The organism is Naumannella huperziae, assembly GCF_054073625.1.
This window is the reverse complement of sequence record NZ_JBSXPH010000001.1, coordinates 2,914,014-2,933,951: the sequence shown is the minus strand read 5'-3', so window position 1 is coordinate 2,933,951 and position 19,938 is coordinate 2,914,014. Positions and strand designations below refer to the sequence as shown.

Sequence of the window (19,938 nt, the reverse complement as noted above, 5' to 3'; positions counted from 1 at the left end):
ACTCTCCGGGCCTCGCCTGACTCCCCTCGCGCCGCCTGAACTCCCCTCGCGCCGCCTGACTCTCCGTGCGCCGCCCGGCGTCGCTACGCGCTCCCCGTCCCGAATTGTTTCCGCAGTTATGCCCGCTCTGGAGCGGACTTGAGGGCATCAGCTACGGGAGAAATTGCGGCTCCGGTACGGGGCTCCAGAATCGGGCGGGACACGGACCTCGCCGATGGTGCCCGGACACGACAAGGGGCGCCGGTCACGGATGACCGGCGCCCCTTGTTGTGCGCGTCAGTGCGCGTCAGTGCGCGTCAGTGCGCGGGCGGTGCCTCGGCGGCCGGTACACCGTCGCCCACCGGACCGCTCGCGGCGGCGACGGGCTCGGTGGGCTTGCCCCGGCCCAGCGCCAGCACCAGCGGGACGGCCAGCAGCGCGATCACCGCGCCGACGCTCATCGCCGTCTCGAAGCCGGCGGCCTGCGGGCCGGCGGCGGCCGGGTCGCCGGTCGCGCCGGCGGTGGCCACCGCGACCGTCGCCGAGACCGTGACCAGCAGGGCCGTGCCGGCGGCACCGGCGACCTGCTGCAGCGAGCCGAGCCACGCGCTGCCGTGCGGGTACAGATGCGGGGGCAGATCGTTCAGCGCCGTGGTGAACATCGGCGTGAACAGCATCGACAGGCCGACCATCAGCGCGATGTGCGCCGCGACGATCATCCACACCGGCGTCGATTCCCCGGCCCGGCTGAAGGCGAACAGCGAGGCCGCGAGCAGCAGCGTGCCCGGCAGCGCCAGCACCCGCGGGCCGAACCGGTCGAAGATCCGCCCGACGATCGGCCCACTCAGGCCCATCACGATGCCGCCCGGCAGCACGACCAGGCCGGCCTGCAGCGGCACCAGCCCGAGCACCCCCTGCAGGTAGAGCGGGAGCAGGATCGCGGTGCCCATCAGCCCGGCGAAGGCGATCACCATCACCGCCAGGCCGAGCCCGAACCGCCGATGCCGGAAGGTACGCAGGTCCAGCAGCGGGGCGCCGGTGCGACGCTGCAACTGCAACTGCCGACCCATGAACAGCGCCACGCCGACCACGCCGATCGCCGCCGACACCCAGATCGGTACGCCACCGCCGCTCGACTCACCGATCTGGCTCAGGGTGTAGACGATCCCGCCGAAACCGAGCACCGCGAGCGGGATCGACACGGCGTCGAAGGTGCCGCCGCCGGACTCGCCGACATTGACCAGCTTCAGGATGCCGAGGATCAGCATCGTCAGGGCGATCGGGACCATCACACCGAAGATCGCGCGCCAGGTGCCGAATCCCTGCAGGATCAGCCCGGAGGCCGTGGGGCCGAGGGCCGGCGCCAGCGACATCACGATGGTGATGTTGCCCATCATCGCGCCGCGGCGCTGCATCGGCACCAGGTTGAGGATCGTGGTCATCAGCAGCGGCATCATCACCGCGGTGCCCGAGGCCTGCACGATGCGCCCGGCCAGCAGCACGGGGAAGTTGGGGGCCACGAGCGCGATGACGGTGCCCGTCGTGAACAGGGTCATCGCCGTGATGAAGACGGTGCGGGTGCTGAACCGCTGGATCACCCAGCCGGTCAGCGGGATGACCACGGCCATGGTCAGCATGAACGCGGTGGAAAGCCACTGGCCGGTCCGCTCGTCGACGCCCAGGTCCAGCATCAGCGGGCGCAGCGCATTGGCCATGATCGTCTCGTTGAGGATGACGACGAATGCCGCCGCGAGCATCAGGCCGATCACCAGCAGGTCGCCCGGGGGTGTGCGGCCGGTATCGGGTTCATTCGTGGGTACGTCGCCGGCGTGGGACGTGTCGAGGGACATGATTGCCTTCCCGAAGGGTTCGAGCCGACGGACTGCCGCCGGTGATGCAAAGCTAGGCCCCGGCGCCGACACAGGGCATCTCCGATCTTGCCTTCTGCAAACCGCCGCAGCACCTGTGCCAACACCCACGCTAGCCCCCGCATTCCCGGCGCTGCATCCGGATTTCGGCGCGGGTGTCCGGGGTCCACCGACGCGGATCCACCGCGGGCCGACACGCGGGCCGCGGCGAGCCGGCGCGACGGCGTACCTCCCCTAGGCTCGAGGGGAGCGGGACGCCCAGTTCCGCCGATGGTCTCGTGTTTGCCCGACTCCGACCGGGGCGGATAGACTTGCCGGGCGCTGTGGCCTGCGCAGACTCAGACCGAGCAGGCTGCGCTCGCCGGCCGCCCGTCGGCGGCGAAATCGGATCCGCGGCGCGCCCAACATTTGCAGACCATCAATCGGAGCCCTACTACATGACGTCCTCCCTCGAGGCATCCCCGCAGGTTGCCGTCGACGACCTCGGCTCGCCCGAAGCCTTTCTCGAGGCAATCGACAAGACCATCAAGTACTTCAACGACGGAGACATCGTCTCCGGCACGGTCGTCAAGGTCGACCGCGACGAAGTTCTCCTGGACATCGGCTACAAGACCGAGGGCGTGATCCCGTCCAAGGAACTGTCCATCAAGCACGACGTCGACCCCTTCGAGGTGGTCGAGGTCGGCGACGAGATCGAGGCCCTCGTCCAGCAGAAGGAGGACAAGGAGGGTCGCCTGATCCTGTCCAAGAAGCGCGCCCAGTACGAGCGCGCCTGGGGCACGATCGAGAAGATCAAGGACGAGGACGGCGTGGTCACCGGCCAGGTCATCGAGGTGGTCAAGGGCGGTCTGATCGTGGACATCGGTCTGCGCGGCTTCCTGCCCGCCTCGCTCGTCGAGATGCGCCGCGTCCGCGACCTGCAGCCCTACGTCGGTCAGGAGCTCGAGGCCAAGATCATCGAGCTCGACAAGAACCGCAACAACGTGGTGCTGTCGCGTCGCGCGTGGCTGGAGCAGACCCAGTCCGAGGTACGCCAGACCTTCCTCACCCAGTTGCAGAAGGGCCAGATCCGCAAGGGCGTCGTGTCCTCCATCGTCAACTTCGGCGCCTTCGTCGATCTTGGCGGTGTGGACGGCCTGGTGCACGTCTCCGAGCTGTCCTGGAAGCACATCGACCACCCGTCGGAGGTCGTCGCCGTCGGTGACGAGGTCACCGTCGAGGTGCTCAGCGTCGAGATGGACCGCGAGCGCGTCTCGCTGTCGCTGAAGGCGACCCAGGAGGACCCGTGGCAGGCCTTCGCCCGCCTGCACCAGCTTGGCCAGATCGTGCCGGGCAAGGTCACCAAGCTGGTCCCGTTCGGCGCGTTCGTCCGCGTCGAGGAGGGCATCGAGGGCCTGGTGCACGTCTCGGAGCTGGCCGCCCGCCACGTCGAGATCCCCGAGCAGGTCGTCAGCGTCAACGACGAGGTGCTGGTCAAGATCATCGACATCGACCTGGAGCGCCGCCGGATCTCGCTGTCGCTGAAGCAAGCCAACGAGGACGTCGACGTGAACGCCGACGACTTCGACCCGGCGCTGTACGGGATGACCGCCTCCTACGACGCCGAGGGCAACTACGTCTACCCCGAGGGCTTCGATCCGGAGACCCAGGAGTGGAAGGAAGGCTACGAGGAGCAGCAGCGCGCCTGGGAGCAGCAGTACGCCGAAGCGCACGCCCGCTGGGAGGCGCACAAGCGCCAGGTCGAGCAGGCCGAGCAGTCTGCGGACAATGCCAGCGCCGTCGCCGACACCGGCTACAGCAGCGGTGGTGCGGCGGAGTCGACCGATGACGCCTCCGGCCCGGCGCCCGCCGCCGGCTCGCTGGCCTCCGACGAAGCCCTGCAGGCCCTGCGGGACAAGCTCACCGGAGCCTGATCGCCCGACGCTTCGGCCCCGCTCCTCGACGGAGCGGGGCCGTTGTCGTTTCCGCACCAGGGGACAGCAACCGGTCCGGGCCGCGGGCGCGGCTGCCGTAGCATCGCTCGCATGCTGCGGGTCGCACTCACCGGAGGCCTCGCCTCGGGCAAGACATCCGTCGCCGATCGTTGGGCCGAGCACGGGGCCGTGTTGATCGACTCCGATCTGCTCGCCCGCGAGGTCGTCGGCCCCGGCACGCCCGGGCTGGCGTCGGTACTGGAGCGGTTCGGTGACCAGGTCCGTGCCGCCGACGGCGGCGTGGACCGGAAGGCGCTGGGCGCGGTGGTGTTTGCGGATCCCGAAGCACGCAAGGATCTGGAGCGGCTCCTGCATCCGCTGATCCGGGCCCGGGCGGCCGAGCTGGAGCGGGCCGCGCCGCCGGACGCGATCGTGGTCCACGTGATCCCGTTGTTGGTCGAGACCGGACGAGCCGAGGGCTTCGACCTGGTCGTCGTGGTTGACCTGCCCACCGAGGTCCAGCTGCGCCGGGCGATGGCCCGCGACGGGTCGAGCGCCGAGCAGGCCCGCGCGCGGATCGCCGCCCAGGCCGGGCGTACCGAACGGCTCGCGGTGGCCGACCTGGTCGTCGACAACGCCGGTGACCGGGACCAACTGCTGGTCGAGGCCGACCGGGTCTGGCAGGAGCTGGTACGCCGAGCCAGCGCGGCTCCGCGGCCCTGACCCTCGGAGCGGCAATGGATCGGGTCGACGTGGGCGAGGGCTGCGCGCTGCCACCAAACTCGATCGGTGTTCTCGGGCGTGGATCCGGCGATTTGAGCCGTTCATCCGGGAGTGTGGTGCCGGGATCACTGATCCCGCCCGCCCGGGGAGCCATCCCCATTCGATCAGGAGGTTCGGCGTGGAATGCTCACGCTGTCGCGCCATGCTGCCCGAGGTCGCGCACTTCTGCCACCACTGTGGTCAGGACATGCGCACACCGGATCTGGCTCGCCGCAGGTCTTTCGCCGTCAAGCCGGACGAACCGGTCGCGTCGTTCGCGGTGGTCTCCACGATCATGCCGCGGGGTGCGGCGGAGCGGCCGCAGACGTACCGGGTCGCGCTCGTCGTCGCGCTGGTGATGACGCTGCTCGCCGCCTGCTTCGGGGCGCTGCCGATCGCGGTGCTGCTGGCGGCCTTCGCCATCCCGATCATCTACATCGTCTACCTCTACGACGTGAACCTGTGGGACGACCATCCCGTCCAGGTCACGGCCCTGGCCTTCGCGCTGACGTTCGTCCTGGCGCTGGGCTTCACGCTCGTCTGGTGGGTCTGGCTCGGCGGATCGGGTACGCGGCCCCTGCCCGGAGGTCTCGGCGGCACCCTCGGCCCGACGATCGGCGGCCTGCTGATCGTGGCCGTCGTCGTACCGGTGATCGGTGAGGTGCTGCGCCAAGTCGGCCCGCTCCTGCTGGCCAGCCGGCCGCGCTTCGACGACCTGCTGGACGGCACGACCTTCGGCATCATCTCCGGTGTCGCCTATGCCACCGCCGACACGCTCGTGCGGCACTGGCCGCTGGTCACCGGGGGCCTGGTCCGCGAGATCGACCCCGGCCTGTGGATGTCGCTGCTCTTCCTCGAAGGCTTCGTGAAGCCGCTGGTGATCGGCACGGCCACCGGCATCGCCTGTGCCGAGTTCTCCGGTCTGGGCCGCGGCCATGACGGGTTCACGCCCCGCTATCTGCGCGGGCTCGGCGAGGCGATCGCCGCGAACGTGCTCTATGCCGGCGGGGTCTACCTGCTCGGCTTCCTCGCCGACCCGACGCTCGGCGTCGTGCTGAGCATCGGCTGGGGGCTGCTCATCCTGAGCGTGTTGCTGCTGCGGATCCGCCGGATCCTGCACCTGGGTCTGATCGAGGCGGCGCTGGAGGACGCGCAGGACGACGAGGGCGCGCTGGAGGAGGCAGCCGAGGAGTTCTGCCACCGCTGCGAGATGCCGCTGCTCTCCCGCGCGGCGTTCTGCAGCGCCTGCGGCGTGGCCGTGCGGACCCGGCACAAACCGCACCATCCCGCGGGTAGGGGGCGAGCATGAGTCAGTGGGGGCAACCGGGTCAGCCCTACGGGCAGCCGCAGCAACCCCAGCCGCCCTATGGTCAGCAGCCGCAGCAGCCGCAGCAGCCGTACGGCCAGCAGCCGGGTTTCGCACCGCAGCAGGCGCCGTACGCCGGGCCGCCCCCGGCCCAGGCCCAGTGGGGAGCCATGCCGCAGCCGCCGGGTCCCGGTCAGGCGCCGCCGCGGACCAGGGGCAACAGCCCGCTCAAGATCATCGGGATCATCGTCGGGGCGCTGGTCCTGATCGCCATCCTGGGCGGCGCAGTGTCCAGCTTCACCGGCGGATCGCGGAACGCGGGCGCGCCGAGCGTACCGGTGCCGCCCCCACCGGCGACCACCGATCCGCCGCCCAGCGGGCCCGGCACCGGTGGCGGTGGCGGTGGCGGGAACGAGCCGAGCGGCGATGCCGTCGAGGTCGGTGACGGGGTCACCGTGCAGCCGCCGCCCGGGTGGCGGGTCGAGGAGCGGGGCGCCAACTCGGTCGTCCTCTCCGACGGGACCTCGGTCTATGTCGCCCAAGCCGGCGCGGGCACCGGCGCCGGCGCGGAGGCGACCCTGCGCTCCTACTTCGACCAGCTCGCGGCCGAGGGGACCGAGGCCGACCGGGAAGGGCCGACGCGGACCGAGGTCGACCCCGCGCTCGACGTGGCCAGCGGCAGCATGACGGTGACGATGGCCTCGGGCGGTGGGTCGCAGACGGTCGGCATCGTGGCCTTCGTGTCCGTGCGTACCGAGGACGACCAGACCGTGATCGGATCGATGATCTTCGATGCGGCGAACGCCCCGGACTCGGACGAGATGACCCAGAGTTTCGGCGCGATGAGCAGCTCGATGATGCGGTCCCAGTTGGGCGGCTGAGCCTTCCGGCGCGGACTGTCGGTGCCGGTGCGTACGCTGGCAGACATGCGTCCCGCAGCAGAGCTCAAGCGCCAGGTCGCGCCGCTGAAGGTCGAGAGCGAGTTCGACCCGGCCGGCGACCAGCCAGCCGCCATCGCCGACCTGGAGCGCCGGATCAACGCCGGCGAGCAGGATGTCGTGCTGCTCGGCGCCACCGGCACCGGCAAGACCGCAACCATCGCCTGGTTGGCCGAGCGGTTGCAGCGGCCGATCCTGGTGATGCAGCCGAACAAGACGCTCGCCGCCCAGTTCGCCAACGAGTTGCGCCAGCTCTTCCCGAAGAACGCGGTGGAGTATTTCGTCTCCTACTACGACTACTACCAACCCGAGGCCTATGTGCCGCAGACCGATACCTACATCGAGAAGGACTCCTCGCTCAACGAGGAGGTCGAGCGGCTGCGGCACTCGGCGACCAACTCGCTGCTGACCCGGCGCGACGTGATCGTGGTCGCGACCGTGTCCGCGATCTACGGGCTGGGCTCGGCGCAGGAGTATCTCGACCGGATGGTCACGGTCCGGGTCGGCGACACGATCGACCGCGACCGGTTGCTGCGCGACCTGGTCAACATCCAGTACACGCGCAACGACGTCGCGGGCACGCGGGGCACCTTCCGGGTACGCGGGGACACGCTCGAGGTCTTCCCGAAGTATGAGGAGATGGCGGTCCGGATCGAGCTGTTCGGCGACGAGGTCGAGCGGTTGATGACGATGCACCCGCTGACGGGTGAGGTGATCTCCGAGGATGAGGAGATCCACCTGATGCCGGCCAGTCACTATGTTGCGGGGCCGGAGCGGATGGAGCGGGCGATCCGCGGGATCGAGGCCGAGCTGGAGGAGCGGCTGGCCGAGCTGGAGGGGGAGCAGAAGCTGCTCGAGGCGCAACGGCTGCGGATGCGTACCACCTACGACATCGAGATGATGCGGCAGATCGGCACGGCGTCGGGGATCGAGAACTATTCGCGTCACATCGACGGCCGGGCGCCCGGCAGCCCGCCGAACTGCCTGCTCGACTACTTCCCCGACGACTTCGTGCTGGTGATCGACGAGTCGCATGTCACGGTGCCGCAGATCGGCGGGATGTACGAGGGCGACATGTCCCGCAAGCGCACGCTCGTCGAGCATGGGTTCCGGCTGCCCAGCGCGATGGACAACCGGCCGCTGACCTTCGAGGAGTTCAGCGACCGGATCGGGCAGACCGTCTACCTGTCCGCGACCCCGGGCGACTACGAGATCGCCCGCAGCGACGGTCACGTCGAGCAGATCATCCGCCCGACCGGGCTGGTCGACCCCGAGGTCGTGGTGAAGCCGACCAAGGGCCAGATCGACGACCTGATGGCCGAGATCAAGGCCCGTGCCGAGCGCAACGAGCGGGTGCTGGTCACCACGCTGACCAAGAAGATGGCCGAGGACCTCACCGACTACCTGCTGGAGAACGGGGTGCGCACCCGCTACCTGCACTCCGAGGTCGACACCCTGCGCCGCGTCGAGTTGCTCCGCGAGCTGCGGATGGGGGAGTACGACGTGCTGGTCGGCATCAACCTGCTCCGCGAGGGGCTCGACCTGCCCGAGGTGTCGCTGGTCGCGATCCTGGACGCCGACAAGGAGGGCTTCCTGCGCAGCGACAAGTCGCTGATCCAGACGATCGGTCGCGCGGCGCGCAATGTCGCCGGCCAGGTGCACATGTACGCCGACAAGATCACCCCGTCGATGGCGGCCGCGATCGACGAGACCAATCGGCGCCGCGAGCTGCAGGCCGCCTACAACGCCGAGCACGGCATCGACCCGCAGCCGCTGCGCAAGAAGATCGCCGACATCACCGACATGCTGGCCCGCGAGGATGCCGACACGTCCAAGCTGCTCGCCGAGTACTCGGGGCAGGGCAAGGGCCGGCAGCGGGTGAAGTCGCCGGTGCCGCGCGATGTGGACCGGGTCAGCTCGCGAGACCTGACCGACCTGCCGGCCACCGAGCTGGCCGATCTCGTCACCGAGCTCACCGACCAGATGAATGCGGCGGCGGCGGAGCTGCAGTTCGAGGTTGCGGCGCGGCTGCGCGACGAGATCTCGGACCTGAAGAAGCACCTGCGCCAGCATCTGGAGGCGACCCGCTGACGCGTTTTCGCAGATCCGCGTCCGCCTGCGATACTGGACGGCGCGGAGGGGAGTATTCCTGCAACGCGGACGCCGTCATCACGGCGCGGCCATCGGTCGCCCCGGTGTCCTCGGCCCGGACCGGGCGGAAGAGACCTCCAGGATTCATCACACATGTGCAGTGAGTGTCTTGGAAGGGTTCTGAGTGAATATCCATCTGTATGTCTGGATCATCACCGCGGTGGTGCTGGTCGGCGTGCTGGCCTTCGACATCTTCATCATCGGACGGCGCCCGCACGAGCCCTCGATGAAGGAAGCCGGGATCGCGGTCGCGATCTATGTCGGCCTGGCGGTGATCTTCGGAATCGGCGTGACGATCTTCGCCGGGCCCCGTTACGGCGGTGAGTTCTTCGCCGGCTGGCTGACCGAGTACAGCCTGTCGATGGACAACCTGTTCATCTTCATCATCATCATGGGCTCGCTGAAGGTGCCGCGGCACCTGCAGCAGTTCGCGCTGCTCGTCGGCATCGTGCTGGCGCTGATCTTCCGCGGCATCTTCATCGCAGTCGGGGCGGTCGCGATTGACCGGTTCGCCGCGGTCTTCTACCTGTTCGGCCTGTTCCTCATCTACACCGCGATCAAGCTCGCCGTCGACTACAGCAAGCATGAGGAGGAGACCGGCGACAATGCGATGGTCCGGTTCGCCCGCCGGCACCTTCCCTTCGTCGACGAGTACCACGGCACCAAGCTGACCGCGAAGATCGACGGCAAGCGCGTGCTCACCTCGATGGCACTGGTGATCATCGCCCTCGGCAGCGCCGACATCCTGTTCGCCCTGGACTCGATTCCCGCGATCTACGGGCTCACCCAGGAGCCGTTCCTGGTCTTCACCGCGAATGTCTTCGCCCTGATGGGTCTGCGACAGCTCTACTTCCTGATCGGCGGGCTGCTGAAGCGGCTGGTCTACCTGTCGCTCGGCCTGTCGGTGATCCTGGCGTTCATCGGCGTGAAGCTCTTCCTGCACGCGATGCACGAGTCGGGTCAGTACGCGGGGGCGCCCGTGGTCGGGCCGGCGATGCAGTGGGCCTATGACACGGTGAAGACGCTGCCGAACGAGGGCGAGATCCCGATCTGGCTGTCGCTGACCGTGATCATCGGCGTGCTGTTGATCACCACCGTGGCCAGCCTGATCCGGTCCAGGTGGAATGTCGAGCACGGCCTGGAGCCCGACGCCCACGGCCGCGAGGAGACCGCCGCGGCCAGGGACCCGGAAGAGGTCCGCGCCGCCCACGAGCGCGAGGCGGGGACCGGCTCGGAGAATGACACCGATCGGCCGCTGCACAATCCGCACGACCTGCGCTGACGGTTCCGGTGTGAGCTGACGCCCGCTGGCGTCCGCGCAGCGGGCGTCAGCTCACGACGAGATCCCGGCGGAGCACGATCACCGCCCGTGGTCGGGTTGGCCCGGGCTGCGATGTCACCAGCCGCGGTCCCGCCACTCCGCGAGGTGGGGTCGTTCGGCGCCGAGGGTGGTGTCGTCGCCGTGGCCGGGGCGTACCACCGTCGCGTCGTCGAACGCACCGAAGACCGACGATTCGAGATCGTCCATCAGCGAGCCGAAGTCGGTCGGGTTTGCGGTCTTGCCGGGCCCGCCGGGGAACAGCGAGTCGCCGGTGAAGAGCTGGGCGGGGCGGCCGTCGGCGGGGCGGTACGCCATCGCGATCGAGCCCGGGGTGTGACCGACCAGCCCGAGCACCGCGAGCTCGGAGCCGCCGATGCCGATCGCGTCGCCGGTCCACACCGGCTCCGGCCGGGTGCCGGTCGCGTCGGCGATGGCGGCGGCGTCGGGGCGACCGGCGACCAGCCGGGCCCCGGTGTCGCGGGCCAGCTCGGCCAGCGCGCCGATGTGATCATGGTGCCGGTGGGTGGTGACGATGGTGCCGACCTCGGTGTCGCCGATCAGGGCCCGCAGCCGGTCCGGTTCGGCGGCGGCATCGATCAGCACGGCCGGGGCGTCGTCGGGGATCAGCAGGTAGGCGTTGTTGTCCATCGGGCCGACCGACAGCTTGCTCAGCGTCAGCCCGGGACCGATCTGTTCGACCAAGGGCGGGCCGCCGGGGTCGACGTGGCCTGCGTTCATCGTTGCCTCCTCCTCGGTGTGGCTCGGCGCGGGTGGATCAGTAGGGCGGCGGGGCGATGCCGTCGGCACCGGTCACCGCACCGCCGTCGCGGCCGGTCAACCAGCCGAGCAGCGCGGCCGGCGTACCCTCCACGACCGCGGTCGGTTCGCCCTTGCCGACGGACAACTCACCGCCCTCCCAGCGCAGCAGCACCGGCGGCATCTCCGGCTTGCGGCCCATCCGTCTGCTTGCCCATTCGAGCAGGGCCTGCAGGGCCGGGCCGTCGGCCTCGGTCAGCGAGTAGCCCAGCGCCAGGTCGGCGTGGTGCAGGACGACCTCGCCGAGGCGGGCCACCCCGAGCAACCCGGCGGGCACCTCGGCCCCGCCACGCATCGTCACGACCGCGTCGAGCCGACCGCTCTCGGCGAGCTCGTCGAACGCCTGGCCGAACCGGCCGGCGCTGGCGTCCAGATCCTGTTGCAGCTCCAGACCGGACCGGGTAGCCCCCTCGGCGATCTCTGCGTCGCGCACCTCGTCGGAGGGATACATCTGCGCCGGGGTGCCGTCGAGCGCGCCACGGATCAGTCGGACCAGCCCGTCGGCATTGCGGGCGATGTGGGTGGCCAGGTGGGCGCGGGTCCACCCGGGCAGGGAGCTGGGCTCGTGCCACTGCTCGTCGGTGACGGCGATCGTCGCGCCGAGAAGGTGTTGGGTTTCGTGTGCGAGGCTCGCCCGGAGGTCGTCGGCAGCGGTCATGGCACCACGGTATCCCGGCCGTCGGCGCTCGGATTCGTTGTGTCGGAGGGAGCGCATACGATCGGCGGGTGACCGATCAGTTGCTGGTGCGCGGTGCCCGCGAGCACAACCTGCGCGACATCTCGCTCGACCTGCCGCGGGATGCGCTCATCGTCTTCACCGGGCTGTCCGGGTCGGGCAAGTCCAGCCTCGCGTTCGACACGATCTTCGCCGAGGGCCAGCGCCGCTACGTCGAGTCGCTGTCGGCGTACGCCCGGCAGTTCCTCGGCCAGCTCGACAAGCCCGACGTCGACTTCATCGAGGGATTGTCGCCGGCGGTCTCGATCGACCAGAAGTCGACGAGCCGCAATCCGCGCTCCACCGTCGGCACGATCACCGAGGTCTATGACTACCTGCGGTTGCTGTTCGCCCGCGCCGGGCACCCGCACTGCCCGGTCTGTGGCGCGCCGATCAGCCGGCAGAGCCCGCAGCAGATCGTCGATCGGCTGCTGGAGCTGGAGGAGGGTACGCGGTTCCAGGTGCTCGCGCCGGTGGTGCGCGGCCGCAAGGGCGAGCACGTCGACCTGTTCCGCAATCTCGCGACCCAGGGCTTCAGCCGGGTCCGCGTGGACGGCGAGGTGCACCAGCTCACCGACCCGCCGACGCTCGACAAGCGCCGCAAGCACGACATCGACGTGATCGTGGACCGGATCGCGGTCAAGCCGAGCGTCAAGCAGCGGCTGACCGATTCGGTCGAGACGGCGCTCGGTCTGGCCGGCGGTGTGGTGGCGGTCGATTTCGTCGACCGCGAGGCGAAGGCGCCGGACCGGGAGCGGCGGTTCTCCGAGAAGATGGCCTGTCCCAACGGGCACGACATCGCCATCGACGAGCTCGAGCCGCGGCAGTTCTCCTTCAACGGACCGTGGGGCGCCTGTCCTGCCTGTTCCGGGCTGGGCACGCGGATGGAGGTCGACCCCGAGCTGGTCGTGCCCGACGAGGAGAAGAGCCTGGCCGAGGGCGCGATCACGGTCTGGACCAACCGCAACATGGCCGACTACTACGACAAGGTGATGCGCGCGCTGGCCGCCGAGCACAGCTTCTCGATGGATACGCCGTGGCGGGCCCTGCCAGCCCGGGTGCAGAAGCTGCTGCTGCACGGGCAGCGGGACAAGATCACGGTGCGCTATCGCACCCGGCACGGGCGCAACATGTCCTGGCAGGCGAAGGTCGAGGGCGCCGTCGGCTACATCGAGCGGCGGCACCGCGAGGCCGAGACCGATTCCACCCGCGAGCGGTTCGCGGGCTACATGCGCGAGGTGCCCTGTCGGACCTGCGACGGTGCCCGGCTCAAGCCGAGCTCGCTCGCCGTCACCGTCGGCGGCAAGAACATCGCCGAGATCGCCGCGCTGTCGATCGATGAGGCCGCCGCGTTTCTCGGCGGCCTGGAGCTCTCCGACCGCGAGCGGCAGATCGCCGACCGGGTGCTGAAGGAGATCAACGAGCGGCTGCGGTTCCTGCTCGACGTCGGGCTGGACTACCTGACGCTGTCCCGGGCGGCCGGCAGCCTGTCCGGCGGCGAGGCCCAGCGGATCCGGCTGGCGACGCAGATCGGCTCCGGCCTGGTCGGCGTGCTCTACGTCCTGGACGAGCCGTCGATCGGCCTGCACCAGCGCGACAATCGGCGGCTGATCGACACCCTGCTGCGGTTGCGGGGGATGGGCAACACGCTGATCGTCGTGGAGCACGACGAGGACACCATCCGGACCGCCGACTGGGTCGTCGACATCGGCCCGGGGGCGGGGGAGCACGGCGGCAATGTGGTCGTCTCCGGACCGGTGCCCGAGTTGTTGGAGTCGAGTGAGTCGCTGACCGGGGCGTACCTTTCGGGGTGCCGGTCGATCCCGTTGCCGGCGAGCCGCCGCCCGCGCACCCCCGGCCGCGAGCTGACGGTGCACAAGGCGACGGAGAACAATCTGCGCGATGTCACCGTGAGTTTCCCGCTCGGTGTGCTGACCGCGGTCACCGGGGTGTCCGGCTCGGGCAAGTCGACGCTGGTGAACAAGATCCTCTACACCGCGCTGGCCAAGGAGATCTACAACGCCCGCGAGGTGCCGGGGCGGCACCAGAAGATCACCGGCACCGACCAGATCGACAAGATCATCCATGTCGACCAGTCGCCCATCGGGCGCACCCCGCGGTCGAATCCGGCCACCTATACCGGGGTTTTCGATCATGTCCGGCGACTGTTCGCGGAGACGCCGGAGGCAAAGGTGCGCGGCTACCAGCAGGGCAGGTTCTCCTTCAACATCAAGGGGGGCCGCTGCGAGAACTGCGCGGGCGACGGCACGATCAAGATCGAGATGAACTTCCTGCCGGATGTCTACGTGCCGTGCGAGGTCTGCCACGGTGCGCGCTACAACCGGGAGACACTCGAGGTGCACTACAAGGGCCGGACCATCTCCGAGGTCCTGGACATGCCGATCTCGGAGGCGCTGGAGTTCTTCGCGGCGATTCCGGCGATCGCGCGACACCTGCAGACCCTGGTCGACGTGGGTCTCGGCTATGTGCGGCTGGGGCAGCCGGCGCCGACGCTGTCCGGCGGTGAGGCGCAGCGCGTGAAGCTGGCCTCGGAGCTGCAGAAGCGCTCGACGGGCCGGACCATGTATGTGCTGGACGAGCCGACCACGGGCCTGCACTTCGAGGACATCCGCAAGCTGCTGCTGGTGCTCGGCCGGCTGGTCGACGCCGGCAACTCGGTGGTGGTGATCGAGCACAACCTCGATGTGATCAAGACCAGCGACTGGATCATCGACATGGGGCCCGAGGGCGGGACCCGGGGCGGTCAGGTGATCGCGGAGGGTACGCCGGAGCAGGTGGCGGCAGACCCGGATTCGCACACGGGCGCGTTCCTGGCCGAGGCGCTGCGGGGCAGCGAGGTGCCGGTCGGCAGCCGCCCCCGGGCCGAGCGCAACGGGGCGGCGAGTGCGACCGCTGCCAAGAAGTCGGCCCCCCGCAAGCGGACCACGAAGAAGGCGGCCGCGAAGTCCTCGACCTCCTCGCGGAAGCCGGTGTCGGCCAAGCGGCGCAAGGCGCTGCTGTCCTGAGCGGCCTGCCGCCGATCAGGAATCGCGCTGCCACTTCAGCAGGGCGAGCGCCAAGGCGGTGCGGTTGGGCTGATCGAGCTTGCGCAGCAGGCTGGACACGTGGTTCTTCACCGTGCCCTCCGAGAGCACCATCCGTTCGGCGATCGCCTGGTTGGTCGCCCCCTCGGCGACATGTCCGGCGACGACGCGCTCGGTCGGGGTGAGGCGCGCGAGCGGACCCGGCCCGTCCGGCCCCGGTGATCGCGGCCCGACCACCAGCCGGGCGACCCGCGGATCGATGATCAACTCGCCGCGCAGGACCCCGCGTACCGCCTCGGCCAGCCGCTCCGGGGAGGTGTCCTTGAGCAGGAAGCCGGCGGCCCCGGCCGCCACGGCCGCCGTCACGACCGGCTCGTCGTCGAACGTGGTCAACACCAGCACCGGCGTGCCCGGGTGTCTCTCGGCGCATGCGGCGACCAGCGCCGGACCGTCCATGCCGGGCATCCGGGCGTCCGTCAGTACCACCGACGGACGGTACTTGTCGATCATCGCCAGGGCCTCGGCCCCGTCGGCGGCCTCCGCCACGACGTCGATCCCGTCCTGAAGTTCCAGCAGCATCCGCAGCCCGCGCCGCAGCAGTTGTTGATCATCGACGATCAGCACGCCGATCATCGGGAATCCCCCGGCCTGGGCAGCGGCAGCCGGGCGCGCAGCGCGAACCCGCGCTCGATGGGGGTCGCGTCGATGCGCCCGCCGAGCTCGCCGGCGCGATCTGCCAGCGAGCGCAGGCCGAATCCGGGGATCGGTGAGCAGGGCTCGGGGGAGGCGGGCTCCGCAGCGGCGCGCGCGGACTCGTCGATCACCGACAGCTCCAGCGAGCCGGGCCGTCGTCGCCAACCGATGCTGACCCGATCGGGCGTACCGTGCCGCAGGGCATTGGTCAGCCCTTCCTGGACGAACCGGCGGGCGAACAGCTCGATCTCCTCCGACGGAGCGGCGGCGGCGCCGGTCGCCTGCACGGTCACGGTCAGGCCCGTCCCGCGGAAGGAGTCCGCGATCGCCTCCAGCGCATCGGCGCCGGTCGCGCCCGGTCTGGTGGCCGGGGCCAGCGCGCGTACCCAGCGGCGCATCTCGGTGAGCGTCTGCCCGGCCACCCGGCGCGCGGCGGAGATCTCGGCGTCGGCGCGGTCGGGCTGGCGTTCGCGCGCCCGTTCGGCGAAGTCCAGCGCCATCGTGATCATCGTCAGCCGATGGCCCAACCCGTCGTGCAGTTCCCGCGCGGCCCGCGCGCGCTCCTCGGCCAGCACCAGCTCGCGCTCGGCCTCGCGATTGCGCAGCACATCGGCGGCGAGCCGCTCCGATCGGGTGAGTTCGGCGGCGTACGCGCGGACGAACCAGGCGATCGTCAGCCCCAGGGCGAGCAGCAGGGCGTTCAGCGGAAGCTCGCGCAGGCTGTCCGGCCCGCCGCCCGGCACGAGCAGCCCGAGCAGCGTACCGATCGTCAGCAGGCCGAACGCCAGCGCCAGGCTCGCCGCGCGGCCCACCGCGAGGGTGATCACGATCAAGGCCGGCAACATCAGCACCAGCAGATTGCCGAACAGGGAGACCAGCGCGGCGAGCACGGCGAAGGCGATCGCCGACACGAGGCCGCCGCGCCCGGAACGCCAGTACGCCCAGACCGCGGCCAGCGGGATCAGCATCGCCGCGATGACCCCGAGATAGGACGGGTCCGGCGAGCGATCGGCGACCAGGATCGAGGTGATCGGCCCGACCAGCAGGCACAACCCGAACAACGCGTCCAGGATCCGTGCCGCCGGTCTCGGCAGCCGCGGCGCGGGACCGTCGCGAGGCGCCCGGCCGGGGCCGCCACCCTGGCTCGCGTCATGGTCCGGGTCGTCCGTCACGGGGCCAGCCTAGGCAGCCGGGGGCTGCTCGACCCATGACCGCCGTCATGGGTCGCCCCGGCCGGATCATGACGTCGGGGTGGCGCACCGGTCGCGGCACTCGTCGAGGCTGATCACATGATCAAGAAGATTCTCCTGGTGTTGGCTCGATTCGCTGTCGCGATGGTGATCATGACGGTGGCTGCGCTGGTGCCGTCGCTGCTGCTGATCCCGGTGAGCGCCGTCCTGGCCGATCCGGCGCGCGTCACCGAGGCGATGGCGCTGAAGGTTGCGAGCTGGCTGGTTGTGCCGCTGGTGGTCGTGGCGCTGGTCGCGGTGGTGGCGCGGTACTGGGATCGCCGCTCGCTGGCCTCCCTCGGCCTGGTGTTCACCCGCCGGACGCTGGTGATCGGGCTCGTCGTGCTCGGCGCCTCGACCGCGCTCTCGGCGGCCGCCACGGCCCTCGCGGCTGCGCTCGGCGCCCGCCCGGAGCCCAGCGAGCTGGCGGGCATCCCGCCCGCGCTGTTGGCGGCCTACATCGTCGCGCGGGCGCTCTTCCTGCAGGGCTTCGGCGAGGAGCTGATCTGGCGGGGCTGGTTCCAGCGCACCGTGCCCACCGGGCCGGTCACCGCAGCGGTGCTCTCCGCGATCTTCTTCGCGGTGCCGCACCTGCTGTCCGGCGGCGGCCAGCAGTCGCTCGTCGAGCGCTTCCTCTATCTCGTGCTCCCGTTCGGGTTCGGGCTGGCGGCGGCCGGGCTGGCGCTGCGCACGGGCTCGCTGTGGGCGGCGGTCGGGGTGCACACCGGGTTCCACTTCGGCTGGTCGTTCCTCGCCGTGCTCGGCATCACGGCCGGCGGCCCGATCGCCTGGCTGCTGCAGGGCGCGGCATTCGTCATCGTCGGCGTCGTCGCGTTGGCCGGCGGCGCGGCCGGGATCGCTCGGCAGCGCGACTCACGGCCGACCGGGGTACCCATGGGATGATCGGGCCCATGCCGGAACCGCTCCCGCTCGACCCGATCGCCGAGGCGCACCGTCAGTGGACGGCCCACGGTTGGGGCGAGGTCGCCGACGGGATGGCGGCGGTCACCTCGCTGATGCGGGCGCAGCAGATCGTATTGGCGCGCGTCGAGGAGGTGCTGCGGCCGTTCCAACTGACCTTCGCCAGGTATGAGCTGTTGATGCTGCTCAGTTTCAGCCGGGCGGGGGCGCTGCCGATGGCGAAGGCCAGCGCGCGGCTGCAGGTGCACCCGACGAGCGTGACCAACGCGGTGGACCGGCTCGAGTCGGCCGGCCTGGTACGCCGGGCGCCGCACCCGAGTGATCGCCGGGCCACGTTGATCGAGCTGACCGGCGACGGGCGAGAGCTCGCGATGGAGGCGACCGGCAAGCTGAACGCGGAGGTGTTCGGCAATGTCGGGCTGCCGGGTGATCATCTTGGTCCGCTGCTGCAGATCCTGGCGGGGATGCGTCGCGATGCGGGCGACTTCGAGGATGGCGCCGGCCGCTGGTAGCGCGGACCCGCCGGTTCTCGGGCCGGCGCCGCACCGTGGTCGTGGCCTACCGGTGCTTGAACTCGGGGTCGCGCTTCTCGACGAAGGCGGACATGCCCTCCTTCTGGTCCTCGGTGGCGAACGTCGAGAAGAAGGTACGCCGCTCGAACCGCACGCCCTCGGACAGCGTCGTCTCCAGCGCCACGTTGACCGCCTCCTTGGCCATCATCACGACGGGCAGGGACTTGGCGCCGATGGTCTCGGCGACCGCCACGGCCGCATCCACCAGCTCGGCCGCCGGCACGATTCGGGCAACCAGCCCGGACCGTTCGGCCTCCTCGGCATCCATCATCCGTCCGGTCAGCACCAGGTCCATCGCCTTCGACTTGCCGACCGCGCGGGTCAGACGCTGCGTACCGCCCATCCCGGGAATCACGCCGAGGTTGATCTCGGGCTGTCCGAACTTCGCGCTGTCCGCGGCGATGATCAGGTCGCACATCATCGCCAGTTCGCACCCGCCGCCGAGCGCGTAGCCGGCGACCGCTGCGATGATCGGCTTGCGGATCTTGGTGATCCGGTCCCAGTCGGAGAACAGATCGCCGCCGTAGACATCGGAGAACGACCGGGACTGCATCTCCTTGATGTCTGCCCCGGCGGCGAAGGCCTTCTCCGATCCGGTGATCACGATCGCGCCGACCGCGGGATCGGTGTCGAAGGCCCGGGCGGCCGCGATCACCTCCTCCATCAGATCGCGGTTCAACGCGTTCAGCGCCTTCGGCCGGTTCAGCGTGATCAGGCCGACGCGCCCGCGCTGCTCGACGGTGATGTTCTCCGGGTTCTGCTCGCTCATTGCTCCACCTCGCTGGTCGACCGGTCACGGATGTCGTTGATGATCGCCGAGAAGTCCAGGCCGCCCCCGCCGGAGCTGGCGAAGCGGTGGTACATCTCGGCCGCGTGCAGCCCGAGCTCTGCCGCCACCGCATTGTTGCGTACCGCGTTCGAGGCCAGCCCGAGGTCCTTGTCCATCAGCGCGGCGGCGAATCCCGGCCGGTAGTCGTGGTTCGCCGGACTGGTCGGCACCGGCCCCGGGATCGGGCAGTTGGTGGTCAGCGACCAGCACTGTCCGGACGCATTCGCGGCGACATCGAACAACGCCTGATTGCTCAGCCCCAGCTTCTCGCCGAGGACGAACGCCTCGCTGACCGCGATCATGGAAACCCCGAGGATCATGTTGTTGCAGACCTTCGCCGCCTGACCGTTGCCCGGGCCGCCGCAGTACACGATCTTGCGGCCCATCGCCTCCAGCAGCGGCTGCGCATCGGCGAAGTCGTCCTCGGTGCCGCCGACCATGAACGCCAGCGTGCCCGCCTCGGCGCCCACCACGCCGCCGGAGACGGGGGCGTCGATCGCGCGGTGCCCCGAGCGCGTCGCCAGATCGTTGGCGGCGCGCGCATCGGCCACGTCGATGGTCGAGCTGTCGATGAACAGCGTGCCCGGATCGGCCGCCGGCAGGATCGCGACGTACGCCTCCTGGACCAGCGCCCCGTTCGGCAACATCGTGATCACGACCTCCGCCCCGCGCACGGCGTCCTCCGCCGCGCCGACGACGGTGATCCCGTGCTCCTCGGCCCGGGCGACCGCCTCCGGCACGGGGTCGAAACCGGTCACCCGGTGCCCGGCCCGTACAAGATTGGCCGCCATCGGTCCGCCCATGTTGCCCAGCCCGAGGAAGGCGATGCGGCGGGACTGCTCGGGCTGTGTGCTCATCTGTGACTCCATCGTCGTCCTTGC

At 70.1% G+C, this 19,938-nt stretch carries 16 protein-coding genes; 9 read left to right on the top strand and 7 right to left on the bottom strand.

Annotation, left to right across the window (positions count from 1 at the left end; genetic code table 11):
• Positions 1-296: 296 nt before the first annotated feature.
• Positions 297-1,829, bottom strand: a complete 1,533-nt coding sequence (locus tag ACXDC7_RS13985) for an MDR family MFS transporter (protein WP_459222480.1) — start codon at positions 1,827-1,829, stop codon at positions 297-299.
• A gap of 455 nt (positions 1,830-2,284) precedes the next feature.
• Between ACXDC7_RS13985 and rpsA the strand changes: the two genes are divergently transcribed.
• The 6 genes from rpsA to ACXDC7_RS13955 all read left to right on the top strand — a co-directional run bounded on the left by rpsA (position 2,285) and on the right by ACXDC7_RS13955 (position 10,199).
• The gene (gene rpsA, locus ACXDC7_RS13980; RefSeq protein WP_179445856.1) at positions 2,285-3,760 is read left to right on the top strand and encodes a 30S ribosomal protein S1; all 1,476 of its coding nucleotides are present in this window, start codon (positions 2,285-2,287) and stop codon (positions 3,758-3,760) included.
• A gap of 111 nt (positions 3,761-3,871) precedes the next feature.
• On the top strand, positions 3,872-4,483 hold the full coding sequence (coaE, locus tag ACXDC7_RS13975) for a dephospho-CoA kinase (protein WP_459222479.1): 612 nt from the start codon (positions 3,872-3,874) through the stop codon (positions 4,481-4,483).
• Between the two features lie 247 nt (positions 4,484-4,730).
• Entirely contained in the window at positions 4,731-5,831 is a 1,101-nt protein-coding gene (locus tag ACXDC7_RS13970) for a PrsW family intramembrane metalloprotease (RefSeq protein ID WP_179445858.1), read from the top strand.
• Positions 5,828-6,709 carry a hypothetical protein gene (locus ACXDC7_RS13965; RefSeq protein WP_459222478.1) on the top strand — a complete coding sequence of 294 codons (882 nt, stop codon included), beginning with the start codon at positions 5,828-5,830 and terminating at the stop codon, positions 6,707-6,709. The genes ACXDC7_RS13970 and ACXDC7_RS13965 overlap by 4 nt, the downstream gene beginning before the upstream one ends.
• 45 nt (positions 6,710-6,754) lie before the next feature.
• Entirely contained in the window at positions 6,755-8,857 is a 2,103-nt protein-coding gene (gene uvrB / locus ACXDC7_RS13960; protein WP_179445860.1) for an excinuclease ABC subunit UvrB, read from the top strand.
• Positions 8,858-9,041: 184 nt separating this feature from the next.
• Positions 9,042-10,199 (top strand): TerC family protein, encoded by a 1,158-nt coding sequence (locus ACXDC7_RS13955; RefSeq protein ID WP_459222477.1) that lies wholly within the window; start codon positions 9,042-9,044, stop codon positions 10,197-10,199.
• A gap of 114 nt (positions 10,200-10,313) precedes the next feature.
• On the opposite strand, the gene ACXDC7_RS13950 is transcribed toward ACXDC7_RS13955, so the two are convergent.
• Both ACXDC7_RS13950 and ACXDC7_RS13945 read right to left on the bottom strand, forming a co-directional pair.
• Positions 10,314-10,976, bottom strand: coding sequence for an MBL fold metallo-hydrolase (locus tag ACXDC7_RS13950; protein ID WP_459222476.1), 663 nt, complete (start codon positions 10,974-10,976; stop codon positions 10,314-10,316).
• Positions 10,977-11,013: 37 nt separating this feature from the next.
• Positions 11,014-11,712 (bottom strand): maleylpyruvate isomerase family mycothiol-dependent enzyme, encoded by a 699-nt coding sequence (locus tag ACXDC7_RS13945; RefSeq protein WP_459222475.1) that lies wholly within the window; start codon positions 11,710-11,712, stop codon positions 11,014-11,016.
• A 68-nt stretch (positions 11,713-11,780) separates the two neighbouring features.
• Between ACXDC7_RS13945 and uvrA the strand changes: the two genes are divergently transcribed.
• Positions 11,781-14,795, top strand: a complete 3,015-nt coding sequence (gene uvrA / locus ACXDC7_RS13940) for an excinuclease ABC subunit UvrA (protein ID WP_459222474.1) — start codon at positions 11,781-11,783, stop codon at positions 14,793-14,795.
• A gap of 15 nt (positions 14,796-14,810) precedes the next feature.
• On the opposite strand, the gene ACXDC7_RS13935 is transcribed toward uvrA, so the two are convergent.
• Both ACXDC7_RS13935 and ACXDC7_RS13930 read right to left on the bottom strand, forming a co-directional pair.
• Positions 14,811-15,446: a response regulator gene (locus ACXDC7_RS13935; protein ID WP_179445865.1), complete on the bottom strand. Its 636-nt coding sequence runs from the start codon at positions 15,444-15,446 to the stop codon at positions 14,811-14,813.
• Entirely contained in the window at positions 15,443-16,678 is a 1,236-nt protein-coding gene (locus tag ACXDC7_RS13930) for a sensor histidine kinase (protein WP_459222473.1), read from the bottom strand. The genes ACXDC7_RS13935 and ACXDC7_RS13930 overlap by 4 nt, the downstream gene beginning before the upstream one ends.
• Positions 16,679-16,795: 117 nt before the next feature.
• On the opposite strand from ACXDC7_RS13930, the gene ACXDC7_RS13925 reads away from it, so the two are divergent.
• Both ACXDC7_RS13925 and ACXDC7_RS13920 read left to right on the top strand, forming a co-directional pair.
• Positions 16,796-17,638: a CPBP family intramembrane glutamic endopeptidase gene (locus tag ACXDC7_RS13925; RefSeq protein ID WP_179445867.1), complete on the top strand. Its 843-nt coding sequence runs from the start codon at positions 16,796-16,798 to the stop codon at positions 17,636-17,638.
• An 8-nt stretch (positions 17,639-17,646) separates the two neighbouring features.
• Positions 17,647-18,168, top strand: coding sequence for a MarR family winged helix-turn-helix transcriptional regulator (locus ACXDC7_RS13920; RefSeq protein WP_179445868.1), 522 nt, complete (start codon positions 17,647-17,649; stop codon positions 18,166-18,168).
• A gap of 46 nt (positions 18,169-18,214) precedes the next feature.
• Here ACXDC7_RS13920 and ACXDC7_RS13915 read toward each other — a convergent pair whose 3' ends face one another.
• Complete coding sequence (locus tag ACXDC7_RS13915) at positions 18,215-18,997, bottom strand: enoyl-CoA hydratase (RefSeq protein WP_179445869.1); 783 nt, start codon at positions 18,995-18,997, stop codon at positions 18,215-18,217.
• Positions 18,994-19,914, bottom strand: a complete 921-nt coding sequence (mmsB, locus tag ACXDC7_RS13910) for a 3-hydroxyisobutyrate dehydrogenase (RefSeq protein WP_179445870.1) — start codon at positions 19,912-19,914, stop codon at positions 18,994-18,996. Before mmsB ends, ACXDC7_RS13915 begins: the two co-directional genes overlap by 4 nt.
• Between the last annotated feature and the right edge of the window lie 24 nt (positions 19,915-19,938).

Bases quoted from the DNA above. Each gene is read 5' to 3' on its own strand.
- ACXDC7_RS13935 (WP_179445865.1), bottom strand. From the start codon at position 15,446: ATGATCGGCGTGCTGATCGTCGATGATCAACAACTGCTGCGGCGCGGG.
- ACXDC7_RS13925 (WP_179445867.1), top strand. From the start codon at position 16,796: ATGATCAAGAAGATTCTCCTGGTGTTGGCTCGATTCGCTGTCGCGATG.
- ACXDC7_RS13945 (WP_459222475.1), bottom strand. From the start codon at position 11,712: ATGACCGCTGCCGACGACCTCCGGGCGAGCCTCGCACACGAAACCCAA.
- ACXDC7_RS13970 (WP_179445858.1), top strand. From the start codon at position 4,731: ATGCGCACACCGGATCTGGCTCGCCGCAGGTCTTTCGCCGTCAAGCCG.
- ACXDC7_RS13965 (WP_459222478.1), top strand. From the start codon at position 5,828: ATGAGTCAGTGGGGGCAACCGGGTCAGCCCTACGGGCAGCCGCAGCAA.
- mmsB (WP_179445870.1), bottom strand. From the start codon at position 19,914: ATGAGCACACAGCCCGAGCAGTCCCGCCGCATCGCCTTCCTCGGGCTG.
- coaE (WP_459222479.1), top strand. From the start codon at position 3,872: ATGCTGCGGGTCGCACTCACCGGAGGCCTCGCCTCGGGCAAGACATCC.
- rpsA (WP_179445856.1), top strand. From the start codon at position 2,285: ATGACGTCCTCCCTCGAGGCATCCCCGCAGGTTGCCGTCGACGACCTC.
- ACXDC7_RS13950 (WP_459222476.1), bottom strand. From the start codon at position 10,976: ATGAACGCAGGCCACGTCGACCCCGGCGGCCCGCCCTTGGTCGAACAG.
- uvrB (WP_179445860.1), top strand. From the start codon at position 6,755: ATGCGTCCCGCAGCAGAGCTCAAGCGCCAGGTCGCGCCGCTGAAGGTC.
- ACXDC7_RS13915 (WP_179445869.1), bottom strand. From the start codon at position 18,997: ATGAGCGAGCAGAACCCGGAGAACATCACCGTCGAGCAGCGCGGGCGC.
- ACXDC7_RS13920 (WP_179445868.1), top strand. From the start codon at position 17,647: ATGCCGGAACCGCTCCCGCTCGACCCGATCGCCGAGGCGCACCGTCAG.
- ACXDC7_RS13985 (WP_459222480.1), bottom strand. From the start codon at position 1,829: ATGTCCCTCGACACGTCCCACGCCGGCGACGTACCCACGAATGAACCC.